At 68.9% G+C, this 21673-nt stretch carries 20 protein-coding genes; 12 read left to right on the top strand and 8 right to left on the bottom strand.

From position 1 onward, the window contains the following. Positions 1-160: 160 nt before the first annotated feature. The 3 genes from BLR21_RS15095 to BLR21_RS15085 all read left to right on the top strand — a co-directional run bounded on the left by BLR21_RS15095 (position 161) and on the right by BLR21_RS15085 (position 2768). A complete protein-coding gene (locus BLR21_RS15095; protein ID WP_090006432.1) occupies positions 161-1480 on the top strand; it encodes an RNA polymerase sigma factor in 1320 nt (439 codons plus the stop codon). A 147-nt stretch (positions 1481-1627) separates the two neighbouring features. Next, on the top strand, positions 1628-2170 hold the full coding sequence (locus BLR21_RS15090) for a helix-turn-helix domain-containing protein (RefSeq protein ID WP_051768670.1): 543 nt from the start codon (positions 1628-1630) through the stop codon (positions 2168-2170). A gap of 418 nt (positions 2171-2588) precedes the next feature. Beyond that, a complete protein-coding gene (locus BLR21_RS15085; RefSeq protein ID WP_030464836.1) occupies positions 2589-2768 on the top strand; it encodes a DUF7455 domain-containing protein in 180 nt (59 codons plus the stop codon). Between the two features lie 62 nt (positions 2769-2830). Here the strand turns inward: BLR21_RS15085 and BLR21_RS15080 are convergent, their stop codons facing one another. The 4 genes from BLR21_RS15080 to BLR21_RS15065 all read right to left on the bottom strand — a co-directional run bounded on the left by BLR21_RS15080 (position 2831) and on the right by BLR21_RS15065 (position 7417). Continuing rightward, entirely contained in the window at positions 2831-3985 is a 1155-nt protein-coding gene (locus BLR21_RS15080; protein ID WP_090006431.1) for an ROK family transcriptional regulator, read from the bottom strand. A gap of 4 nt (positions 3986-3989) precedes the next feature. Beyond that, entirely contained in the window at positions 3990-5426 is a 1437-nt protein-coding gene (locus BLR21_RS15075) for a sugar ABC transporter permease (RefSeq protein ID WP_176929646.1), read from the bottom strand. A 20-nt stretch (positions 5427-5446) separates the two neighbouring features. Next, positions 5447-6220: an ATP-binding cassette domain-containing protein gene (locus BLR21_RS15070; protein WP_090006430.1), complete on the bottom strand. Its 774-nt coding sequence runs from the start codon at positions 6218-6220 to the stop codon at positions 5447-5449. 72 nt (positions 6221-6292) lie between these two features. Then, entirely contained in the window at positions 6293-7417 is a 1125-nt protein-coding gene (locus tag BLR21_RS15065; RefSeq protein WP_090006429.1) for a sugar ABC transporter substrate-binding protein, read from the bottom strand. 246 nt (positions 7418-7663) lie between these two features. Here BLR21_RS15065 and BLR21_RS15060 point away from each other — a divergent pair, with 246 nt between their 5' ends. Continuing rightward, the gene (locus BLR21_RS15060; RefSeq protein ID WP_090006428.1) at positions 7664-8452 is read left to right on the top strand and encodes a class I SAM-dependent methyltransferase; all 789 of its coding nucleotides are present in this window, start codon (positions 7664-7666) and stop codon (positions 8450-8452) included. A gap of 14 nt (positions 8453-8466) precedes the next feature. On the opposite strand, the gene BLR21_RS15055 is transcribed toward BLR21_RS15060, so the two are convergent. Then, positions 8467-10152, bottom strand: a complete 1686-nt coding sequence (locus BLR21_RS15055; RefSeq protein WP_256334693.1) for a DEAD/DEAH box helicase — start codon at positions 10150-10152, stop codon at positions 8467-8469. A gap of 141 nt (positions 10153-10293) precedes the next feature. Between BLR21_RS15055 and BLR21_RS15050 the strand changes: the two genes are divergently transcribed. Further along, the gene (locus tag BLR21_RS15050; RefSeq protein WP_090006426.1) at positions 10294-11394 is read left to right on the top strand and encodes a YihY/virulence factor BrkB family protein; all 1101 of its coding nucleotides are present in this window, start codon (positions 10294-10296) and stop codon (positions 11392-11394) included. A 95-nt stretch (positions 11395-11489) separates the two neighbouring features. On the opposite strand, the gene BLR21_RS15045 is transcribed toward BLR21_RS15050, so the two are convergent. Then, entirely contained in the window at positions 11490-11741 is a 252-nt protein-coding gene (locus BLR21_RS15045; protein WP_090006425.1) for a DUF3039 domain-containing protein, read from the bottom strand. A 31-nt stretch (positions 11742-11772) separates the two neighbouring features. On the opposite strand from BLR21_RS15045, the gene BLR21_RS15040 reads away from it, so the two are divergent. Further along, entirely contained in the window at positions 11773-12663 is an 891-nt protein-coding gene (locus BLR21_RS15040) for a pseudouridine-5'-phosphate glycosidase (RefSeq protein ID WP_090006424.1), read from the top strand. Continuing rightward, on the top strand, positions 12660-13538 hold the full coding sequence (locus BLR21_RS15035; RefSeq protein WP_090006423.1) for a carbohydrate kinase family protein: 879 nt from the start codon (positions 12660-12662) through the stop codon (positions 13536-13538). The genes BLR21_RS15040 and BLR21_RS15035 overlap by 4 nt, the downstream gene beginning before the upstream one ends. 247 nt (positions 13539-13785) lie before the next feature. Here BLR21_RS15035 and BLR21_RS15030 read toward each other — a convergent pair whose 3' ends face one another. Next, on the bottom strand, positions 13786-14124 hold the full coding sequence (locus BLR21_RS15030; protein WP_090006422.1) for a DUF3099 domain-containing protein: 339 nt from the start codon (positions 14122-14124) through the stop codon (positions 13786-13788). A gap of 70 nt (positions 14125-14194) precedes the next feature. On the opposite strand from BLR21_RS15030, the gene BLR21_RS15025 reads away from it, so the two are divergent. The 5 genes from BLR21_RS15025 to BLR21_RS15005 all read left to right on the top strand — a co-directional run bounded on the left by BLR21_RS15025 (position 14195) and on the right by BLR21_RS15005 (position 20777). Then, on the top strand, positions 14195-15679 hold the full coding sequence (locus BLR21_RS15025) for a PucR family transcriptional regulator (protein WP_090006421.1): 1485 nt from the start codon (positions 14195-14197) through the stop codon (positions 15677-15679). A gap of 28 nt (positions 15680-15707) precedes the next feature. Next, the gene (locus BLR21_RS15020; RefSeq protein ID WP_090006420.1) at positions 15708-17174 is read left to right on the top strand and encodes a DUF7782 domain-containing protein; all 1467 of its coding nucleotides are present in this window, start codon (positions 15708-15710) and stop codon (positions 17172-17174) included. Next, positions 17171-17596, top strand: coding sequence for a D-aminoacyl-tRNA deacylase (gene dtd / locus BLR21_RS15015; RefSeq protein WP_090006419.1), 426 nt, complete (start codon positions 17171-17173; stop codon positions 17594-17596). Before BLR21_RS15020 ends, dtd begins: the two co-directional genes overlap by 4 nt. Positions 17597-17846: 250 nt before the next feature. Further along, the gene (locus tag BLR21_RS15010) at positions 17847-18836 is read left to right on the top strand and encodes a sigma-70 family RNA polymerase sigma factor (RefSeq protein WP_090006418.1); all 990 of its coding nucleotides are present in this window, start codon (positions 17847-17849) and stop codon (positions 18834-18836) included. A gap of 276 nt (positions 18837-19112) precedes the next feature. Further along, positions 19113-20777, top strand: coding sequence for a fumarate hydratase (locus tag BLR21_RS15005; protein ID WP_420843882.1), 1665 nt, complete (start codon positions 19113-19115; stop codon positions 20775-20777). 232 nt (positions 20778-21009) lie between these two features. Here the strand turns inward: BLR21_RS15005 and BLR21_RS14995 are convergent, their stop codons facing one another. After that, a complete protein-coding gene (locus BLR21_RS14995) occupies positions 21010-21540 on the bottom strand; it encodes a hypothetical protein (RefSeq protein WP_143027725.1) in 531 nt (176 codons plus the stop codon). Between the last annotated feature and the right edge of the window lie 133 nt (positions 21541-21673).

Raw genomic sequence — 21673 nt, 5'->3', positions numbered from 1 at the left:
GCGCCTCGAAGCACCTCGGGGCGCAACACCGCGTCACGGACGTCGTTACAATGGAACGCACACCCGCCAAGCAAGATCGGCGGGGATATCCCCCGAACTCTGGCGACCGAGGTTTCGCGCCCTCTGGTTAGCCTTGAACGACCGTCGCGAAAGGGCGTACGTGGCAGCCGCAGAAACCGCAACCCGACGCTCCAGCTCCGCCGCGAGCGCCGCCAAGACCACCAAGGCGACCGCGGCCGGCGAGGCCGAGGAGAAGCCGAAGCGCAAGACGACCGCTGCGGCAGCGAAGAAGCCCGCAGCCGCCGCCAAGGCCCCGCGCAAGACGGCCGGCAAGGCCGATCCTGCCGCGAAGGGCACCGCCAAGAAGGACGGCGACGACCCCGAGGACATGGAAGGCGCTCCCGGCGCCGAGGACCTGGTCGAGGACGTCGAGATCGTCGACGAGCCCGTCGTGGACGAGCCCGAGGCCGCGGAGGACCCCGAGAACAAGGGTGACTTCGTCTGGGACGAGGAGGAGTCCGAGGCCCTGCGCCAGGCGCGCAAGGACGCGGAGCTCACCGCCTCGGCCGACTCGGTCCGCGCCTACCTCAAGCAGATCGGCAAGGTCGCCCTCCTCAACGCCGAGGAGGAGGTCGAGCTCGCCAAGCGCATCGAGGCGGGTCTCTACGCCGCCGAGCGCGTGCGCCGCTCCGAGGAGGAAGCGGAGAAGCTCACGCCGCAGCTGCGCCGTGACCTGCGCTGGATCGTCCGCGACGGCGAGCGCGCCAAGAACCACCTGCTCGAGGCGAACCTCCGTCTCGTCGTGTCGCTGGCCAAGCGCTACACCGGCCGCGGCATGGCGTTCCTGGACCTGATCCAGGAGGGCAACCTGGGTCTGATCCGCGCGGTCGAGAAGTTCGACTACACCAAGGGCTACAAGTTCTCCACGTACGCCACCTGGTGGATCCGTCAGGCGATCACCCGCGCGATGGCCGACCAGGCCCGCACCATCCGCATCCCGGTGCACATGGTCGAGGTCATCAACAAGCTCGGTCGCATACAGCGTGAACTGCTCCAGGACCTGGGCCGCGAGCCCACTCCGGAGGAGCTCGCCAAGGAAATGGACATCACGCCCGAGAAGGTGCTGGAGATCCAGCAGTACGCGCGTGAGCCCATCTCGCTGGACCAGACGATCGGCGACGAGGGCGACAGCCAGCTCGGCGACTTCATCGAGGACTCCGAGGCTGTCGTCGCCGTCGACGCCGTCTCGTTCACGCTGCTGCAGGACCAGCTGCAGTCCGTGCTCGCGACGCTGTCCGAGCGTGAGGCGGGCGTCGTCCGGCTGCGCTTCGGCCTCACCGACGGCCAGCCGCGCACCCTGGACGAGATCGGCCAGGTCTACGGCGTCACGCGTGAGCGCATCCGCCAGATCGAGTCCAAGACGATGTCGAAGCTGCGTCACCCGTCCCGTTCGCAGGTTCTCCGGGACTACCTCGACTAGGTCTTACCCAGTCATACGCACACAGCCCCGCACCGGTTCGGTGCGGGGCTGTCGTGTTTCGGAAATTGAGTACCCCTGTACTCATGTGCCACCAATGGATCCCCGCCAGCATCAGTTCCGAACAACGGAACGAGGGGGCACGAAACCATGGGCAGATCGGTACTCGAAGGGGCTTTCTCACTGCTGGACGAACTGATGGACGAGGGTGAGCTGGGGCTCACGCAACTGGCTGCACGCTGCGAGATGCCGAAGACGACGGTGCACCGCCTGCTGGAGCAGATGGAGGTCCTCGGCGCGGTGGAGAACGTGCGCGGCCGCTACCGCATCGGCGCGCAGATGTTCCGGTTCGGGCAGGCCTGGGAACCTGCTCCGGGCGTCCTGCGGGTGGCGCGGCAACCGTTGCGGGCACTGTCCGCGACGATCAGGACGTCGACGATCCTCGCGGTGCCGCGGCTCGACCGGGTGCTGGTCGCGGCGGCGAGCATCGTGCGGGCCGAGGACGTGACCCGGTTGCGGCCAGGGGCGACGGTGCCGGCGGGCATGGAGTTCGTCAGCGCACCGGTGCGCACGCCGTCCAGCAGCGTCATCGGCACCGTCTCCGCGGTTCTCGACAACGGCCGCAGCGCCACGGCCTTGAGAGAGGCCGTGGGGCACACGGCACGAGCGATCAGCGCAGCCCTCGCGAGCTGATCGGACAGGCTGGAAGCAGGCATTCGACCGGATTTTTGATCACGGTTCCGCGTCCGAATCGTGGGACGTTCGTGACCTGTTCGCGGAGGGCGGACAAGCGCAAGGGATATCACACTCCCGGTCGCACGCAACCGACCGAATGGCCGGAACACGCTGCTCCACCAGCGGGTTTCCGGTTGCTCAGTGTGCATGTCAAGACGGTGAACCGGTGGCGAACACAGGTGTGGGCATGCTGCAGGCGGGTAAATCGCATAGTGACGCGAGTCGCCACGTACACGGGAACACTGACTATCGCCGAAACGTCTGTCAGAGTGGAGGCAGCGAGCACCGCGCACCGGCCAGGGGCGCTGTGGTCGCAGCTTGGTAAGAGGGCACCGAAACACACCGTTTCCGGTGCTGGGACGGAGGGAGATCCATTATGACTGCAGCACTCACCCGCCCCGAGTTGACCGCTGCCGACCGCTGCGACCGCTGCGGGGCTGCTGCCCAGGTTCGCGCCGTTCTCCCGTCCGGGGGCGAGCTGCTGTTCTGCGGGCACCACTCCCGCGCACACAGCGAAAAGCTGCGCGAGCTCGCTGCTGAAATTCAGCAGGGCTGACTTCCACCCCACCTAGCCGCTCGGGGCGGGGACCCCTTCTGGGTCTCCGCCCCCTTCGCTTTCTAGATGGCGTCCAGCACGGGTTCGAAGGCCAGCTCAGCCGCTCCGACGAGCTTCGCGTCGCGGCCCAGGGGCGATGTCACGACCTGGGTCCCGCCGACCGCGCGCGAGACGAGACTGCGCACCTGCACGGCGGAGCTCACCGAATCGACGACGGACGCCGGCAGTGCGGTGTAGAGGTCGCCGAGCACGACCAGTTCCGGGCCGAGGATGTTGACGATGTTCGCGAGCCCCAGTGCGAGCCAGCCGGCGAACTCGTCGAGCACCGACGGGTCGTCCAACGCCCGCAACGCCGCGACGACGGCGCCGCGCGGAGCGTCGTCGGGAAGACCCAGCGCCCGGCACAGCGCCGGTTCGCCCACCTCGGTCTCCCAGCAGCCGTCGCAGCCGCAGTAGCACCGCCGTCCGGCCGGGTTGACCACCATGTGCCCGAGTTCGCCGACGTAACCGCCGGAGCCGCGCAACGGCTGCCCGGACAGGATCACGCCTCCGCCGACGCCGACGTCCGCGGAGATGTAGACCATGTCCGAGGACTCGCGGGCCGCACCGCGCACGTGCTCGGCCAGTGCACCGAGCTCCGCGTCGTTGCCGACCTGGACCGGCAGCTTCAGCACCGCCTCCAGGCGTTTGCCGAGCGCGACACCGGTCCAGTGCAGGTTGGGTGCCTCGTGGACGTACCCGTCGGAGCGTCGCACGACGCCGGGCACCGAGACACCCACCCCGACCGCGGTGGCGTCGAGGTCGTCGGCCATGAGGCGCGCCGACTCGACGATGTGCGTGATGACCTCCCCCGGATCACGCGTCCGGTGCAGGTTCCAGCTGTCCCGTCCGAGGATCTCCCCGCCGAGGCCGACGAACCCCATCGCGACGTGCTCGACGCGCACGTCGATCGCGATGACGACGGCGGCGTTCGGCTGGGGCAGCACGAGCAGGGACGGGCGGCCCGCTCCGCTGCGCAGAGCGGGCACGCGTTCGGCGACGACACCGGCTTCGGCGAGGCCGTCCACCAGGGCCTTGATCGTGCTGCGGTTGAGGCCGAGCTCAGCCGCGAGCGACGCCCTGGTGGACGGTCCGTCGATGTGCAGGCGGCGCAGCAGCGCCGTCCGGTTGTGCCTGCGGATCTCGTCGGGACGGGTGCCGGACGTGGGGCCGGTCACCGCGTCATCGAGCCGCGGTGGCCGCCCGGCGGCGGGACAACGCGTCGACGCTCGCGGCGAGCAGCAGGACCAGACCGGTCACGATGAACACGACAGCGGCGGGCTGCCTGAGCAGGCCCATGCCGTTCTGGATGATCGCGAGCACCGCGCCACCGATGACCGCGTCGCGCAGCCGGCCCTTGCCGCCGAACAGCGACGTGCCACCGATGACGGCCGCACCGACCGACAGCAGCAGCGTGTTGCCGGCTCCGGCGTTCGGGTCGACGGAGCCGACCTTGGACGAGTACACGATCGCACCGATCGCGGCGGCCGAGGAGGCGATGACGAACACGCTCATCCTGATCCGCTCGACGTTGATACCGGCGCGGCGGGCGGCCTCCTTGTTGCCACCGACTGCGTAGACGTGACGGCCGTAGCTGGTGCGGTCGAGCACGAACGTGCCGATCACGAGCAGCACGAGCACCAACGGCACCACGTACGGCACGCCCTCGATGATCACGAGGTTGCTCTGCGCCCGGTTCAGCGAGAGCGCGTAGGTGATGACGGCGGCCAGCACCGTGAGGGCGCCGATCTTGCCCAGCACCAGCGAGGTCGGCTGGGCCACGAGTCCCTTGCGCAGGCGGGAGAAGTGGCGGGTGAGCACGACCGCCGCGTAGCCGCCGACGGCGATGACGAACAACGCCCAGGAACCCACGAAGTTCAGGTTGCCGTTGGCGACGTTGAAGATCGTGTCGTCGCGCAGGCCGAGCGTGCCGCCGTCACCGATGAACTGCAGCACGACACCGCCCCAGACGAGGAACAGCGCCAGGGTCACGACGAACGACGGGATGCCGACCTTCGCGACCAGGAAGCCCGTGATGGAGCCGATGGCCGCGCCGACGCAGATCGCGAGCAGCATCTCCAGCCAGGCGTTCGCGGGGATGCCGACCGCGGCGATCACGAGCGCGATCGCGGACAGCACCGCACCGGCCCAGATCTTCATCACCGAGGCGAGCACGATGGCGAGCACCAGCAGGCCGCAGAACACGTAGAACACCGTGTCGCCCATGCCGCCGAGCAGGTTGCCGTCGTTGATGAGGTGCAGCGCCATCACCGCTGCCGTCACACCGGACGCGGTACCGGCGGACAGGTCGATCTCGCCGAGCAGCAGCACGAACACCAGGCCCATCGCGATGATGGTGATGCTGGCGCCCTGCTGGAGCAGGTTCGCGAGGTTGCCGAGGGTGAAGAACGTGGGGGACAACGCGCTGAACACGACGAGCAGCACGACGAGCCCGAGCAGCGCGGGCAGCGAGCCCAGCTCGCCGCCGCGGACCCTGGCCCAGTAGTCGCGCACGGCCTCGCCCGTGGACTGGGACGTCGTGTCGATGCCGAAGTCGGAGATCGCACCCTGCTGGGGCATCTCGTGGTCGTGCTCGTGCTTTTCGGTGGTGTCGGTCATGCCGCCCTCTTCGGAACTCATCAGATCGTCGCCGCCTCAGGGCGGGCGATGCCCAGGTCGCCGGAACGACCGGCGGTGATCAGCTCGACGACCTGGCCGTGCGTGACGTCCTTGGACCCCACGACGGCGGCCATGCGGCCGAGGTAGAGGCACGCGATCTTGTCGGCGACCTCGAAGACGTCGTTCATGTTGTGGCTGATCAGTACGACGCCAAGGCCCTGCTCCGCGAGCCTGCGGACCAGGTCGAGCACCTGCCGCGTCTGCGCGACGCCGAGCGCCGCGGTGGGTTCGTCGAGCAGGACGACCTTGCTGTTCCACAGCACGGCCTTGGCGATCGCCACGGTCTGGCGCTGACCGCCGGACAGCGACGAGACCTGGGTGCGCACCGACTTGACCGTGCGGACGGACAGCGACGCCAGCGTCTTGCGCGCCGCCTGTTCCATGTCGGTCTCGTCTAGCAGGCCGCCCTTGGTGCGTTCACGGCCGAGGAACATGTTCTGGACGATGTCCAGGTTGTCGGCCAGCGCGAGGTCCTGGTAGACGACCTCGATCCCGAGCTCCGCGGCTTCGCGCGGGCCCTTGATGTGCACCGGCCTGCCCTCGAACAGGACCTCACCCGAGTCGGTTGGGTGGATGCCCGCGATGCACTTGACCAGCGTCGACTTGCCCGCGCCGTTGTCGCCGACGAGGGCGGTGACCTCGCCTGGATGGACGTCGAGGTCGATGTCGTGCAGGACGTGCACGGGACCGAAGCTCTTGTTGATGCCGCGCAGCTCGAGAATCGGCTCGCTCACTGGGTTTCCTCCGTGGTTACCACGCGCCGAGGCGGGGTGCGGAGTTCCGCACCCCGCCCGACGCACGCGGTCTTACTTGATGCCGAGCTCGGTGCAGGCGGCCTGGGTGTCGGCGACGCAGATCTCCGACGCCTTGACGAAGCCCGCGTCCACGACGGACTTGACCTTGTCCTTCGTGATCAGCTGGGCGGACAGCAGGACGGACTTGACCTTGCGGTTGCCCTTGGTGTCGTCCGTCGAGGCGGACGCGAGCGCGTCGGCGGCGGCGGTGTCGTTCTTGGCCAGAGCGGCGGCCAGCTTGGCGGCGGCCTCGGCCTCGTCCTTGATGGGCTTGAAGACGGTCATGTACTGGTCACCGCGGAGCACGGCCTGCAGGCCGTCCGGGGTGGCGTCCTGACCGGTGACCGGGACCTTGCCGTTCAGGCCGACCTTCTTGAGGACCGTGATCACAGCGCCGGCGAGGCCGTCGTTGGCGGCGACGACGCCGTCGACCTTGCCGCCGTTGCTGGTCAGGATCTGCTCGAAGACCTGGCCACCCTTCTGGTTGTCCCAGTTGTCGATCGGCTGGGACTGGACCAGCTTGAGCTTGCCCGAGTCGTAGAGCGGCTTGAGGACCTTCTGCTGGCCCTGGTGGAACAGGGTCGCGTTGTTGTCCGTCGGCGCGCCCTCGATCTCGATGACGTTCGCACCCTGCGGGGCGGCCTTCATCGCGTCCGAGAGCCCCTGGCCCTGCAGCTCGCCGACCTTCACGTTGTCGAACGACACGTAGTAGGACGAGGAGCCGCCGGTGTTCAGGCGGTCGTAGTCGATGACCTGGATGCCCTGGGCCTGCGCCTTCTTGGCGACCGAGGCACCGACCTCGCTGTTGGGCGTGGCGATGATCAGGACCTTGACGCCGGCGTTGATCATGCCGTCGGCCAGGGTGCTGAACTTCTGCACGTCGCCCTGAGCGTTCTGGATGTCGGGGACGAGCCCTTCCTTCTTCAGAGCCGCCTCGAGGAGCGGCTTGTCGAAGCCCTCCCAGCGCGCGGAGGAGGCGGTCTCGGGCAGGATCACGCCGACCTTCGCGCCCGTGCCGCTGCCAGAATTCGTTTCGGTGCCTCCTCCGGTGCCGGAGGACGTGTTGGCGCCGCACGCCGAGACCGCCAGGGCGAGGCCCGCGGTAACGGCGATGGAAGCGAGAGTCTTGCTGCGCATCCGCCATCCCTTTCACTGCGCTGTGTCACAGAGAATGTTGTGGCGCACAACGTATGCCGGACATATGCGTGACCGGAACCACACTGAATCGATTAAGTCGCAACGATGCGGTAACCGTGGCGAAATCTGGTCACCGAGAGTTGTGAGAGCGTTACCACCGCGCTACTGGTTTCAACGGCGATATATCGGATATCGCCTGCGGTGAACGCCCGCCGGTCACCTCCCGGACATCCCTAGGTTGGGTGCATGACCGTCGACAAGGAAGCCGCCGAAAGGCTGGCGATCTCGTTCGGTGCCGAGGCGGCCCGCTACGACCGCACCCGGCCCGCCTATCCCGGCGCCCTGATCGCGAAGCTCGCCGCCGCCAGTCCGGGGCCGCGGGTCGCGGAGGTCGGCTGCGGCACCGGCGTCCTGTCACGACAGCTCCAGGCAGCCGGGCTGGACGTGCTCGGGGTGGAGCACGACGAGCGGATGGCCGAGTTCGCCCGCGCCACGGGGGTCACCGTCGACGTGGCGAAGTTCGAGACCTGGGATCCGGCCGGCCGGGAGTTCGACGCCGTCGTCGCGGGGCAGTCGTGGCACTGGGTCGACACCGAGGCAGGCCTGGCGCAGGCGGCGCGGGTGCTGCGGCCCGGCGGCGTGTTCGTGGCGCTCTGGCACGTGTTCGGGACGCCGGAGCCGATCTCCGAGGCCTTCGTCGCGGCCTACGACAAGGTGGCGCCGCAGGTCCCGTACCGCGTCGGTCACTCCTACGACGAGGCGTTCAAGTCGTATCAGGAGGGCTGCGTGCGCACGGCCGACGCGTTCGCCGGCACGGGAGAGTTCTCCGGCGCCGAGCAGTGGGCAGCCGACTGGGAACGGACCTTCACGACAGCCGAGTTCCTCGACCTCACGCTCACCATGAGCCCGATGGCCCTGCTCAGCGCTGAGCAGATCACGGGGCTCACGTCCGACATCGGTGGTGCGATCGACGCGATCGGCGGCCGTTTGACCGTGCGCTACAGCACGCTCGCCGTCGCCGTCACGCGTAACTGATATATCGGATATCGCTACCAGGACCGCAGGGTCGCGATCCGTTCTTCGAGCTGCTCGATGGTGGCCATCGCAGTCGGCGGCCCACCGCAGTACTCGCGTAGCTGGTTGTGGATCTTGCCGTGCGGCTTCTTCGTGCGGTGGTGGTGCATCGCGACGAGGGTGTTGAGCTCCTTGCGCAGCGACGTGAGGCGTTCCTGCACGCCCACGGGCCGTGCCTCGCGCACCGCGGCCTCGGGCTTGGGGCGTTTGGCGGCGGTCGCCATCTGCTCCTCCTGCCGCTGCAGCAGCAGGGTGCGCACCTGGTCCGGTTCGAGCAGCCCCGGCAGACCTAGGTACTCCTGCTCCTCCACGGAGCCCGCGAGGGTCGGGGTGCCGAACGACGAGCCGTCGAAGATCACCTGGTCGAGCTCGGCGGTGGTGCCCAGCGCCGTGAAGGCGCGTTCGTCCTCGCCCGGTTCGTCCTTGACCGCGTTGGCCGCGGCCATCAGCTCGTCGTCCCAGCCGTCCTTCTCGCGGTGCGGCTTGCCCAGGACGTGGTCGCGCTCGGCCTCCAACTCGGACGCGAGCGCCAGCAGCACCGGCACCGACGGCAGGAACACCGAGGCGGTCTCGCCGGGCTTCCGGTTGCGCACGAAGCGGCCGATGGCCTGGGCGAAGAACAGCGGGGTCGACGACGACGTCGCGTACACGCCGACGGCGAGCCGCGGCACGTCGACGCCCTCGGACACCATGCGGACGGCGATCATCCAGCGTTCGTTCGTCGCGGCGAACTCGGCGATCTTGCCGGACGCCTTCGGGTCGTCCGAGAGGACGAGCGTGGGGATGTGGCCCGTGACGCGCTGGAGCACCTGCGCGTAGGCCTTCGCGACGGTCTGGTCGGTCGCGATCACCAGGCCGCCCGCGTCGGGCAGGCCGTTCTCGCGTTTCTGCGTGAGTCTTTGGTCGGCGGCACGCAGGACGGACGCCACCCAGTCGCCGGCCGGGTCCAGGGCGGTGCGCCACGCCCGCGCGGTCTGCTCCTGCGTCAGCGGCTCGCCCAGGCGCGCGGTGAACTCCTCGCCCGCGCTGGTCCGCCACGACGCCTCGCCCGAGTACGCCAGGAAGAGCACGGGCCGCACCACGCCGTCGCGCAGCGCGTCGGAGTACCCGTACGTGTGATCCGCCTTGGACGTCTTGAAGCCGCCGTTGCTCTCCTCGTACTGCACGAACGGGATCGGCGAGTCGTCGGAGCGGAACGGCGTGCCGGTGAGGCACAGACGGCGCACCGCGGGCGTGAACGCCTCACGGATCGCATCACCCCACGACTTGGCATCACCGCCGTGGTGCACCTCGTCGAGCAGCACGAGCGTCTTGCGGTTCTCGGTGCGCACCCGATGCAGCGTCGGATGGGCGGCGACCTGTGCGTACGTGACGGCCACACCGTGGTAGTCGCGGGAGGTCATCGCGTTGGTGTTGCGGAAGTTCGAGTCGATGTGGATGCCCTGCTCGGCAGCCGCCTTCGCCCACTGGTGCTTGAGGTGCTCGGTGGGCGTGACGATCGTGACGGCCTCGATCGTCCTGTCGGCCAGCAACTCGGCGGCAACGCGGAGCCCGAAGGTCGTCTTGCCCGCACCCGGCGTCGCGACGGCGAGGAAGTCCTTGGGTTTGACGGCGAGGTACTTGGTCAGCGCGCGCCGCTGCCATGCCCGCAGCGGTCGCATTGCTGCTGTCGCTGTCACAGACGTGTTTCTCCTCATTTATGCAGGTCAAACATGGCAATACCCTCAGGCAGACCGTGGCCGAGGGCACTACGACCCTACCTGTTCCAGGCGTCGATGCCGCGAAACGTGGCGGTATGCACCATGCTTGTCACTGCGATGGGTTCGCCTTCCGACAACGACGCGCGCAGGTCCGGCCGCAAGGGGCCGCTGCGTCTGTTCGCGCGCACGCTGTCGAAGGCGTGGCAGCACAACATCTTCTCAGAAGCCGCCGAAGCCGCGTTCTGGCAGACCCTGTCGTTCCCCCCGCTGCTGCTCGGCGTGCTGGGCTCGATGGGCTGGATCGGCACCTGGTTCGGCCCTGAGATCGTCCTGTCCGTCCAGGAGAAGATCATCGGGTTCACCCGGACGATCTTCAGCGCGGACGTCGTCAACGGCGTGATCCAGCCGACCGTCGCGGAGATCCTGTCGAGCGGCAAGGGCGAGATCGTCTCGATCGGTTTCCTGATCTCGCTGTGGGCGGGGTCGTCGGCCATGTCGTCGTTCGTCGACGCGATCACGGTCGCCCACGGCCAGTACGGCGTGCGCAACGAGGTGTGGCAACGGGTCTTCGCGTTGCTGCTCTACCTGGTGTCACTGGTGGCGCTGGTGATCGGTCTGCCGGTGCTGGCGCTGGGCCCGGACATCCTGCCGCAGTTCTTCCCGGCGTCCTGGCAGCCGTACATCACGACGTGGGTCGGCCGGTTCTACTACCCCGGCGTGGCGCTGCTGCTGGTGCTCTCGCTGTCGCTGCTCTACAAGGTCGCGCTGCCACGAAGGCTGCCGTACCACCGTGTACTGCCCGGCGCGATCCTCGCGATGGTGTTCTTCATCCTGTCGTCCATCGGCCTGCGCCTGTACATCCAGTGGATCACCACCACCGGCTACACCTACGGCGCGCTGGCGACGCCGATCGCGTTCCTGCTGTTCGTGTTCTTCATCGGCCTGGCGATCACGATCGGCGCGTACTTCAACAGCGCCGTCCAGGACATGTGGCCGGCCCGGATGACCCGCCGCCAGCGCCGCCGCTGGCGCAGGCTCGAGATGGAGCGCGCGGCGTCCCGCATCCGTTCCGAGGAGGCCGCGCCCAAGCAGGAGAACAACACGGTCTACTCGGCGCCCTCCCCCGCGGACACGCAGCTGACGATGCCGCTGGAGATCCAGGAGCAGCGGTCGCACGCGGAGGAAGAGAAGCAGCGCCGCTAGTCAGCCGTCACGTCCCCACTCGAAAATTCTCGAGACAGCGACGCCCGCCGCATCGAGTCAGCTCGAGGCGGCGGGCGCCGAAGGGTCTGGTGTGACTAGTCGCCGTCGCCGCCGGGAGGAAGGTTCTCGTAGATCTTCTTGCAGTCCGGGCACACCGGGGAACCGGGCTTCGGCGACCGCGTGACCGGGAAGACCTCGCCACACAGCGCGACCACGTGCGTGCCCATCACGGCGCTCTCGGCGATCTTCGCCTTGCGCACGTAGTGGAACATCTTCGGCGTGTCGTCCGAAGACTGGTCGGTCTCATCCGGCCGTACGTCGACCTCGGGAAGAGTCTGGGTGCTCACGCGCCCAGGGTACCTGGGATGATGCCCACTCGTGACCACGCTGCACATCGCTGAAGAAGTTGCCACCGCACTGGCCGAGAACCGTCCCGTCGTCGCTCTCGAGAGCACCATCCTGTCCCACGGCCTGCCCGCGCCGCGCAATCTGACGGTCGCCGCACGCCTGGAGAAGGTGGTGCGGGAGGCCGGTGCGGTCCCCGCGACGATCGCCGTGCTCGACGGCGTGCCACGCATCGGTCTCTCCTCGTCCGAGCTCGATCGGGTCTGCAACGCGGGCGACCTCGTGAAGCTCTCGCTGCGCGACCTCGGCCCCGCCTACGCCCTGGGCCGCAGCGGCGCGACGACCGTGGCCTCCACGACGGCCCTGGCCCACCAGGCGGGCATCCGCGTGTTCGGGACCGGCGGTCTCGGCGGCGTGCACCGCGGCGCGCGCGAGACGTGGGACGTGTCCGCCGACCTCGACGTGGTGGCGACGACGCCGGTGCTCATCGTCTGCTCGGGCGTGAAGTCGATCCTGGACATGGGCGCGACCCTGGAGGTCTTCGAGACCCGTTCGGTGCCGGTCGTCGGCTACCGGACCTCGCGCTTCCCGGCCTTCTACCGCCGCGAGTCGGAGTTCGACCTGTCGTGGCGGGTCGACACCGCCGCCGAGGCCGCGGCCGTGTTCGCGGCCGGTGGTCGCGGCATGGTCCTGGCCAACCCGATCCCCGCCGCCTTCGAGATGGACTCCGCGCTGCACGACCGCCTGCTCGCCGAGGGCCTGCAGAAGCTCGTCGACCAGGACGTGCGTGGCAAGGACGTCACCCCCGTCCTGCTGGAGCACTTCCACACCGCGAGCGCCGGCGTCAGCCTCGACGCCAACGAGGAGCTCGTCGTCAGCAACGTCTCCGTGGCCGCCGCCGTCGCCGTCGAGCTGTTCCAGTGAGGCCGGTGGTCGTGGTCGGTGACGCGGGCCTCGACGTGGTGGCCCGCCACGCAGGCCCCATCGCCCACGGCGGCGACGTCCGCGCCAAGGTGACCATCGAGCCGGGCGGCGCCGGCGCCAACACGGCGGTCTGGCTCGCGGCCTGCGGCGCCTCGCCGGTCCTGGTGGCCCGCGTGGGCGCCGACTCGGCAGGCCGCCAGGTCCACTCCGAACTGACCACGGCAGGCGTCCAGTGCGCCTTCGCGGTCGACCAGGACCTGGCCACCTGCTGCGTGGTCGTCCTGGTGGACGAGGACGGCCAGCGCTCGATGCTCCCCGACCGCGGCGCGAACGCCCGCTTCTCCCCCGCCGACCTAGCCCCGGGCCTGCTCGCCGAGCCCCATGGCCACCTGCACCTCTCCGGTTACGTGCTGCTCGACGCGACCTCACGTCCCGCCGGCCTGGCCGTGCTCGACGCCGCCCGCGCCGCGGGCTGGACGACGTCCGTGGACCCCCAGGCAGCCGTCCTGATCCACTCGCCCGAGGCGTTCCTGGCGGACGTGCGCGGCGTCGACTTCCTGCTCCCCAACGCGGACGAACTCCTCGCCCTCACCGGCTTCCCGGAACCGTCGTCGGCGAAGTCGCTGCTCTCCCACGTCGGTGCCGTAGTGGTGACCTCTGGGCCCGACGGCGCGACGTGGGTCGACGCCGACGAGCTGATCTCAGTTCCCGCTGAAGTAACCGAGTGCATCGACTCGACGGGCGCCGGTGACGCCTTCGACGCGGGCTTCCTCGCGGCCTGGCTGTCCGGCGCGTCGAAGCGCGACGCTCTTCTCGGCGGCATCCGCGCGGGCTCTCGCGCGGTCAGTGTCGTGGGCGCCCAACCACCCCGTTAGGTCTTTGGCTTCAACCGATATATCAGTTCGAACTGATATATCGGTTGCCTTCTCAATCGCCCCGCACCCATCGCCGCCCTGGTCAGAGGCTCAAGGCCAGCGTCTCGCCACTCGTCAGCACCGACGTTGGGTAGTGCTGCTGCGCCCACCGGATGCAAAAAACGTTTGCGGACGAAGTCAAAAGACTCATTGCAATGGCACGGACGGCGCGGGGCCGCTGTCCGATTCGTGCGGGTTCGGCGGCAGGTCAGCCGTCGATGACGGTGGTGCTCTTCGGGGCGATGGCGCGGCGCTCGACCTCGTAGCGGTTGGCCTTCTCGGCCTTGCGCGGCGGCCGGTCGTTCGCGATCAGCACGGCCATCCACGGCAGTGGCACGGACAGCACGATGAAGAACAGGGCCAGCCACCAGATGTGGGCGAACAGCGCAGCGAGGATGAGGCACGGGAAGCGCAGGCTCATCATGATCGCGTACTTCCGGCGCCGGGCAGCGTGCTGTTCTTCGTAGGAGGGGGCCGCCTCGGTGATCAACACCGGGGTGTCGGTCCGGTCGGGACTGCTCACGACACCACCTCGTCCAACTTCCATCGGCTACGCGTCCAATAGTCCCACGTCCGAGTGACGCCAGGGACGCCCGGTTGGCGGTTAACATCCGCGGGTGGTCGCCCTTGATCGCCTCGTGGACGTGCTCGGCAGCCTGGGCACGCATCTGGCCTGCGCGCCGAGGGGACGTGACGCCGAACTTCGTGGGGTTGCCCTCCATGATCCTGCGGAAAACACGCCGGCGGCCGCGGGTGACGTGCTTCTCGGGCTGGGTACGCCGTCGGTCGCGGCGGCGGTGCGGCTCGTGTCTTCCACGGTGGCGTCCGCGGTGGTTCTGCACGGCAGGCCGCCGCTCGACGAACGGGTGGTAGCCGCGGCCAAGAAGTCCGGTGCCGCCGTGTTGCTCGTGGATCCGTCTGTGCCGTGGAGTCAGCTCGCGAACGTCACGCAGACGCTGGTCAACGGCGGTACGCGGACCGGGGACCTGTTCGGGCTCGCCGACGTGATCGCGGGTGTCGTGGGCGGGCCGGTGACGATCGAGGACCAGCAGTCCCGCGTGCTCGCGTACTCCTACCGGCAGGAGGACGTCGACCCCGTGCGGGTGCAGACCATCCTCGGGCGGCGGGTGCCGGAGGAGGCCCGGCGGGCGCTGGACGAGTTCGGCGTGTTCACGCACCTCGCGTCGTCGGACGAGCCGATCTTCGTGCCCAAGCTGACCCCGCAGCTGGGCAACCGGCTCGTCGCCGCGGTGCGGGCGGGTCGTGAGCTGCTGGGGTCCGTGTGGGTCGAGGTGACGGGGCCGGTGGACGCGGCTCGGAGTGCCGCGTTGGTCGACGGCGCGCGCACCGCGGCGTTGCACCTGTTGCGGTCGCGGGCGTCGACGGACCTCGAACGCCAGGCCGAGGCCGACCTGGTGATCAGGCTGCTCGACCAGCCTGAGTCCGCCGACGTCGCGCGCCTCGGGCTGCCGTCCGCCGATCTGCGGGTGATCGCGGTGCAGGCCCACGCGGGTGAGGGTGAGCACGGCGCGGCGGTGCTCGCGTTTCAACGGGCCACAGCCGGCTTCGGCTGGTCGCGGCCTGGGCGCAGCGCGTTGTTCGGCAACGTCCTCTACACCGTCATCCCCGCCGCCGACGACGCCGTCGCGTGGGTGCGCTCGCTGGTGCGCGAACTGCCCGCCGAGGCGACGGTGCTGGCAGGCATCGGGGGGCCGGCCGAGGCGACGCAGCTACCTACGTCACGGCAGGAAGCGGATGAATGCCTCGCGCTCTCCACCGGTGTACCGGTTGTCTACGACGACGCGTGGGCGCAGGTCCTGCTGCACCGGCTCGCCGCCGTCGCCGAGGCCGGACGACTGCCGACCCGTGGACCGATATCCAATATATTGCGACACGACGCCGAGTACGGGACGCAGTACGCGACGACGTTGAGGGCGTGGCTGACGACTCAGGGGGACGTGCGGGCGGCGGCCAAGGAGCTCAACGTGCACCCGAACACGTTGCGGTATCGCATGCAGAAGATGTCCGAGGTGACACCACTTCCCCTCGACGATCCAGACCAGCGTCTCGCGATGGCCATCGCCCTCCAGATCACGCGCTGAATCACGGGGCGTGAAAGCATCTCCACCCGTGCACCCCGATCTTTCCGTTGAACTGTGCGCCCGTTTGCGCGAGGCCTTCCTGAACACCGGCTACACCGCGGACGGCGTCGTCGGCGCTCTCGGCCTCCAAGCCCACGCCGCACTCGGGCGCGGCGAGCCAGAGCCGGCCCGCCGCGCGAGCAAGGACGCCGGGTCGCTCGGCACGCTGATCCGCATGTTCCTGCTCGGCGACCACGAACCCGAGCAGGACGTCCGCAAGGCGCTCGACGGTGTCGACATCGACGAGGCCGTCAAGAACGAGATCCTGTCCCCCGCCGGCGCGAACAGCCTGAAGGCCGGGCTCGACGTCAGGCCGTACGAGGACAACTGGTGGGTGGTCGCCGACCTCGACTCCGACCTGCGCGGCAGCGCCGTCCCCGAGGACCACGTGCTCGGCGTCGGCCACGCGTCGATCAGCCTGGCCCGCGCGACCAAGCGCACGCCCGTCGGCACGCTGCTCGATCTCGGCACCGGCTGCGGCGTCCAGGCGTTGCACGCCGCCACGCACGCTCAAAAGATCACCGCGACCGACCTGTCCGAGCGCGCGCTGAGGCTCGCGCAGGGCACGTTCCGCATGAACGAGCTCGACGTGGAGACGCTGCAGGGCGAGTGGTTCGGGCCGGTCCGCAACCGGCGGTTCGACCAGGTCGTGTGCAACCCGCCGTTCGTCGTCGGCCCGCCGCGGGTGGACTTCGTCTACCGCGACTCCGGTCTCGGTGGCGACGACGCGTCGGCGCTGGTCATCCGGCAGCTGCCCGCCTTCCTCAACGAGGGCGGCGTCGGCCAGCTGCTCGCGTCATGGGTGCACCGCAAGGGTGAGGACTGGGAGGAGCGCGTCTCCGGCTGGCTCCCGCGTGGCGGCATCGACGCGTGGTTCGTGCAGCGCGACATCGCCGAGCCCGCCCTGTACGTCGGCACGTGGCTCAAGGACGCGGGCGTCGACCCGCGCAGCCCCGAGGGCCGGCAGAAGGCCGCCGCGTGGCTGGACTGGTTCGAGGAGAACGACGTCCAGGGAGTCGGCTTCGGTTACGTGACGCTGCGGCGCACCGACGAGATGCACTCCCAGGTCATCTGCGAAGACCTGCGGCACGCCTACGACGACCCGCTGGGCCCGGAGGCGGCGCGCTGGCTCGACAACGTCGCGTGGCTGCGCGCGAACCCCGATCTGCTGAGCCGGCGGTTCCGGGTCGCCGACACCGTGCTGCTCGAAGAGGTGTCCGAGCCGGGTGACGAGGGCTGGCGCAAGGTCGTCGCCCGGCTGCACCGCACCGACGGGCCCGGCTGGCAGCACGAGGTCGACGAGGCGACCGCCAGGCTCGTGGCCGGTTGCAACGGCGCTCTGCCACTGGAGGACCTGCTCGCACTGCTCGAGTTCGCTTACGGAGAAATCGATGCAGAAGCGGCCTTGCCGATCGTTCGTGATCTCATCCGGCACGGAATGTTGATTCCCGCGTGAAAGCAGTTGTGGCGCGCGTCACAGAAGCGAGTGTCGAAGTCGAAGGGGAGATCGTCGGCGCGATCGACGAGCCCGGATTGCTGGTGCTGCTCGGCGTCCACCACGACGACACGGCCGAGCACGCCCGCAAAATGGCGCAGAAGCTGCATGGTCTGCGCATCCTCGACGACGAGCAGTCGTGCGAGTCGACCGGTGCTCCGCTGCTGGTCGTCAGCCAGTTCACCCTTTACGGAGACACGCGCAAGGGCCGCCGTCCGTCCTGGACGGCGGCCGCCCGGCCCGAGCTTGCGGAACCGTTGGTGAACGCCGTCGTGCAGGAACTACGCCAAAAGGGCGCTCGCGTCGAAACAGGACGATTCAGAGCGGAGATGAAGGTACGGAGCGTGAACGACGGTCCGTTCACGGTGATCGTCGACCTCTGACTAAACGGTTCTCAGGCAATCCTCAGATTAGTCGCGCAACCGCTGTGACTGTGGTGACGTCTTCAGGTCATGGAAGTCGGGAACGAATTCGGAATCGTCTTCGTTACCCAGGTATCAGCCAGCTAGCGATGGGATCCCGAGCGGGCCCGCCGCAACCGGCAACCAGGGCGCAGCGCCGCGCCGCCTTGACCGCCACGCGCGACTGTCCTGACCGACAGCAGCGTCGCCCGCACCAGGGGGAGGGAGATCCATGACCGTCACGAGGATCTCCGACCGTGAAGTCGGAGAGAACACGCCCGCCGTCGTCGAGCACGAACTCGACGCGCAGGGACCAGCAGCCGACCTCGTTCGAGTCTACCTGAACGGAATCGGCAAGACCGCGCTCCTCACCGCCGAAGAGGAGGTGGAGCTCGCCAAGCGCATCGAGGCAGGTGTGTTCGCGCAGCACGTCCTGGACACGGCCAAGCGCCTCACCCCCACCCGTCGCGACGAGATGGGAGAGCTCGTCCGCGACGGCCGCCGCGCCAAGGACCACCTGCTCAAGGCCAACCTGCGCCTCGTCGTGTCGCTGGCCAAGCGCTACACCGGCCGCGGCATGCCGCTGCTGGACCTGATCCAGGAAGGCAACCTGGGCCTGATCCGCGCGGTCGAGAAGTTCGACTACACCAAGGGCTTCAAGTTCTCGACGTACGCGACGTGGTGGATCCGCCAGGCGATCACCCGCGGCATGGCCGACCAGGGCCGCACCATCCGCCTCCCCGTCCACCTCGTCGAGCAGGTGAACAAGCTCGCGCGGATCAAGCGCGACCTGCACCAGACGCTCGGCCGCGAGGCGACGAACGAGGAGCTCGCGAAGGAAGCGGGCCTCAACCCCGACAAGGTCGCCGACCTGCTCGACCACGCGCGTGACCCGGTATCGCTCGACATGCCGGTCGGCACGGAGGAGGACGCTCCCCTCGGTGACTTCATCGAGGACTCGGACGCGACCGACGCCGAGAGCGCCGTCATCTCCGGGCTGCTGCAGGACGACCTGCGCCGCGTTCTCGCGACGCTGGAGCCGCGCGAGCAGGCCGTGATCCGGCTGCGCTACGGCCTGGAGGACGGCCAGCCGCGCACCCTCGACCAGATCGGCAAGCGCTTCGGGTTGTCGCGCGAGCGGGTCCGTCAGATCGAGCGCGAGGTCATGTCGAAGCTCCGCCAGGGCGAACGCGCCGCGAAGCTGCGGGCCTACGCCTCGTAGCCCCCGGAGTCGTCACGGTCGGGTTTCACCTGTCCGGCAGTATTGACTTGTGACTCAACTCACGGCACGGTCGGGCGTTACCAGAGCCACGCGACGCCCGTCGTGAGTCGGGTTTCGCACGCGAAGGAAGGTCGGGACGGCCGGGGGCCGCCCCGGCCTTCCGCGTCTGCGGCCCTTGCCAGGAACACGGGTAGTGAAGAACACGGTGGACGGGGACGAGTACGTCCCTTTGATGGCGGTACGGTTTTCTGATCCGAACTGCACACCGTTGGAGTTGTGTACCCCGTGCCCACCACATTCGAGTACACCGACGTCCTCCCGCTCGCGAAGGACACCGAGACCGAGTACCGCCTCGTCACCTCCGACGGGGTCAAGCTCATCGAGGCCGGTGACCGCAAGTTCCTGGAGATCGCCCCCGAGACGCTGACGCTGCTCGCGAAGGAGGCGATCCGGGACATCCAGCACCTCCTGCGCCCGTCGCACCTCGCCCAGCTACGCAAGATCATCGACGACCCCGAGGCCTCCGGCAACGACCGTTTCGTCGCCATGGACCTGCTGCGCAACGCCGCCATCTCGTCCGGCGGTGTGCTGCCCATGTGCCAGGACACCGGCACGGCGATCATCATGGGCAAGCGTTCGGAGACCGTCCTGACCGGCGGCGACGACGAACAGGCCCTGGCCCGCGGCGTCTACGAGGCCTACCAGGAGCTCAACCTGCGCTACTCGCAGATGGCCCCGGTGACGTTCTGGGACGAGAAGAACACCGGCACGAACCTGCCCGCGCAGATCGAGGTGTTCCACAAGCCCGGCCAGGAGCCCGTGTACGAGTTCCTGTTCATGGCCAAGGGCGGCGGCAGCGCGAACAAGACGTTCCTCTACCAGGAGACGAAGGCGGTGCTGAACCCGAAGCGCCTCGCGTCGTTCCTGGACGAGAAGCTGCGTTCGCTCGGCACCGCGGCGTGCCCGCCCTACCACCTCGCGGTCGTCGTCGGCGGCCTGTCCGCCGAGCAGAACCTCAAGGTCGCGAAGCTCGCCTCCGCCCGCTACCTCGACACCCTGCCGACCGAGGGTTCACCGGCGGGCCACGCGTTCCGCGACACGGACCTCGAGCAGCAGGTCCTCGAACTCACCCGCAACTTCGGCATCGGCGCCCAGTTCGGCGGCAAGTACTTCTGCCACGACGTGCGCGTCATCCGCCTCCCCCGCCACGGCGCGTCCCTCCCGGTCGGCATCGCGGTCTCGTGCTCGGCCGACCGCCAGACCAAGGCGCGCATCACGGCCGAGGGCGTGTTCCTGGAGCAGATGGAGCGCGACCCGGCACGGTTCCTGCCCGAGATCGAGGGCGAGGACCTGTCCGACGAGGTCGTCCAGATCGACCTCACCCGGCCCATGGCGGAGATCCGCGACATCCTCACCAAGCTCCCGGTGAAGACCCGCGTCTCCCTGACCGGTCCGCTGGTCGTGGCACGCGACATCGCGCACGCCAAGATCAAGGAACGCCTCGACGCCGGCGAGGAGATGCCGCAGTACCTCAAGGACCACCCGGTCTACTACGCCGGCCCGGCCAAGACGCCCGAGGGCTACGCCTCCGGTTCGTTCGGTCCGACCACCGCCGGCCGAATGGACTCCTACGTGGAGCAGTTCCAGGCCGCGGGCGGCTCGCTGGTGATGCTCGCCAAGGGCAACCGCTCCAAGCAGGTGACCAACGCCTGCTCGTCGCACGGCGGCTTCTACCTGGGCTCGATCGGTGGCCCGGCGGCGCGGCTGGCGCAGGACTGCATCCGCAAGGTCGAGGTGCTCGAGTACCCCGAACTGGGCATGGAGGCGGTGTGGAAGATCGAAGTCGAGGACTTCCCCGCCTTCGTCGTGGTCGACGACAAGGGCAACGACTTCTTCGCGGAGACGTCGACGCCGACCCTGCAGGTCAGTTTCCGCCGTTAGACCCCTTCACGAAGCCGTCCAGGTCTCGCCCGCATCGGCGGGGCCTGGACGGCTTCGTGGCATCCATCGTCCGGAGTCGGCCATACCTCCGCGCCGGGGATCCGGCAGGCGAGCCAGCGGTTGTGCGAGGCCGGGCAACAGGGCGGCGCACGCGAGGGCGTGTGGTGCGCCGCCGGAGTGTCCGGCCACCGCGACCTTCAGGACGCCGAGGGAATCGGCGATATGCGATATATCAGCCGGTTTCCTCGCGGGATTCCAGCACCAAGCGGCGGTTCCCGAGAGGCGCGTCCAGGCGGACCGTCAGTGGCACCTGACGGATCTCCTGGCTGCACATGGTGCCCGGGGGCTGCTTGGTGATCGTCACCAGCGTGACGTGGACGACGTCGGCGGACTGGCCGGTGACCTCGGCACGGGCCTCCTTGCAGCCGCCGCCCACGCCGAAGACCTGGAGGTCGCGGCCGTCGCCGAAGACGTAGGCCTCGTCGCGGTAGGTGTCTGACAACGATGTCGTGTCGACCTTGTCCTTCGCCACGGGCGTGACGTTGGGCGGGACGACCGGCTTCTCCTCCGAGATCGAGACCGGAGGCTGGACGGGCGCGGTGGGGTTCGCGCCGGACGAGCCGGGGGTGCCGCTCGAGCCGGGCGCGGTGGTGCCCGCAGGCGTGGTACCCGACGAACCGGAGCCTGGCGCGCTCGATTGCGTGCCGGACGAGCAGCCGGCGAGCACAACGGCGAGAGCAACGGCAGCGACGGCGTTTCTCATGCGCACCATCCTCGCAAACCGGGACAAGAAGTCCCTGTTAAATGTCCTGCGACCTGTCCGGTCGAATGTCCCGGACAAGCCCCGGAAGCAGATCCAGAAGGAGAGATGCCCGGCCGGCGGGGCAGATGCCGAC

Origin of the sequence: Lentzea albidocapillata subsp. violacea, from assembly GCF_900100275.1 — a bacterium.
GTDB lineage: Bacteria > Actinomycetota > Actinomycetes > Mycobacteriales > Pseudonocardiaceae > Lentzea > Lentzea violacea.
Note: the sequence above shows the minus strand (reverse complement) of the source record. Positions and strands in the feature narration are given on the sequence as shown.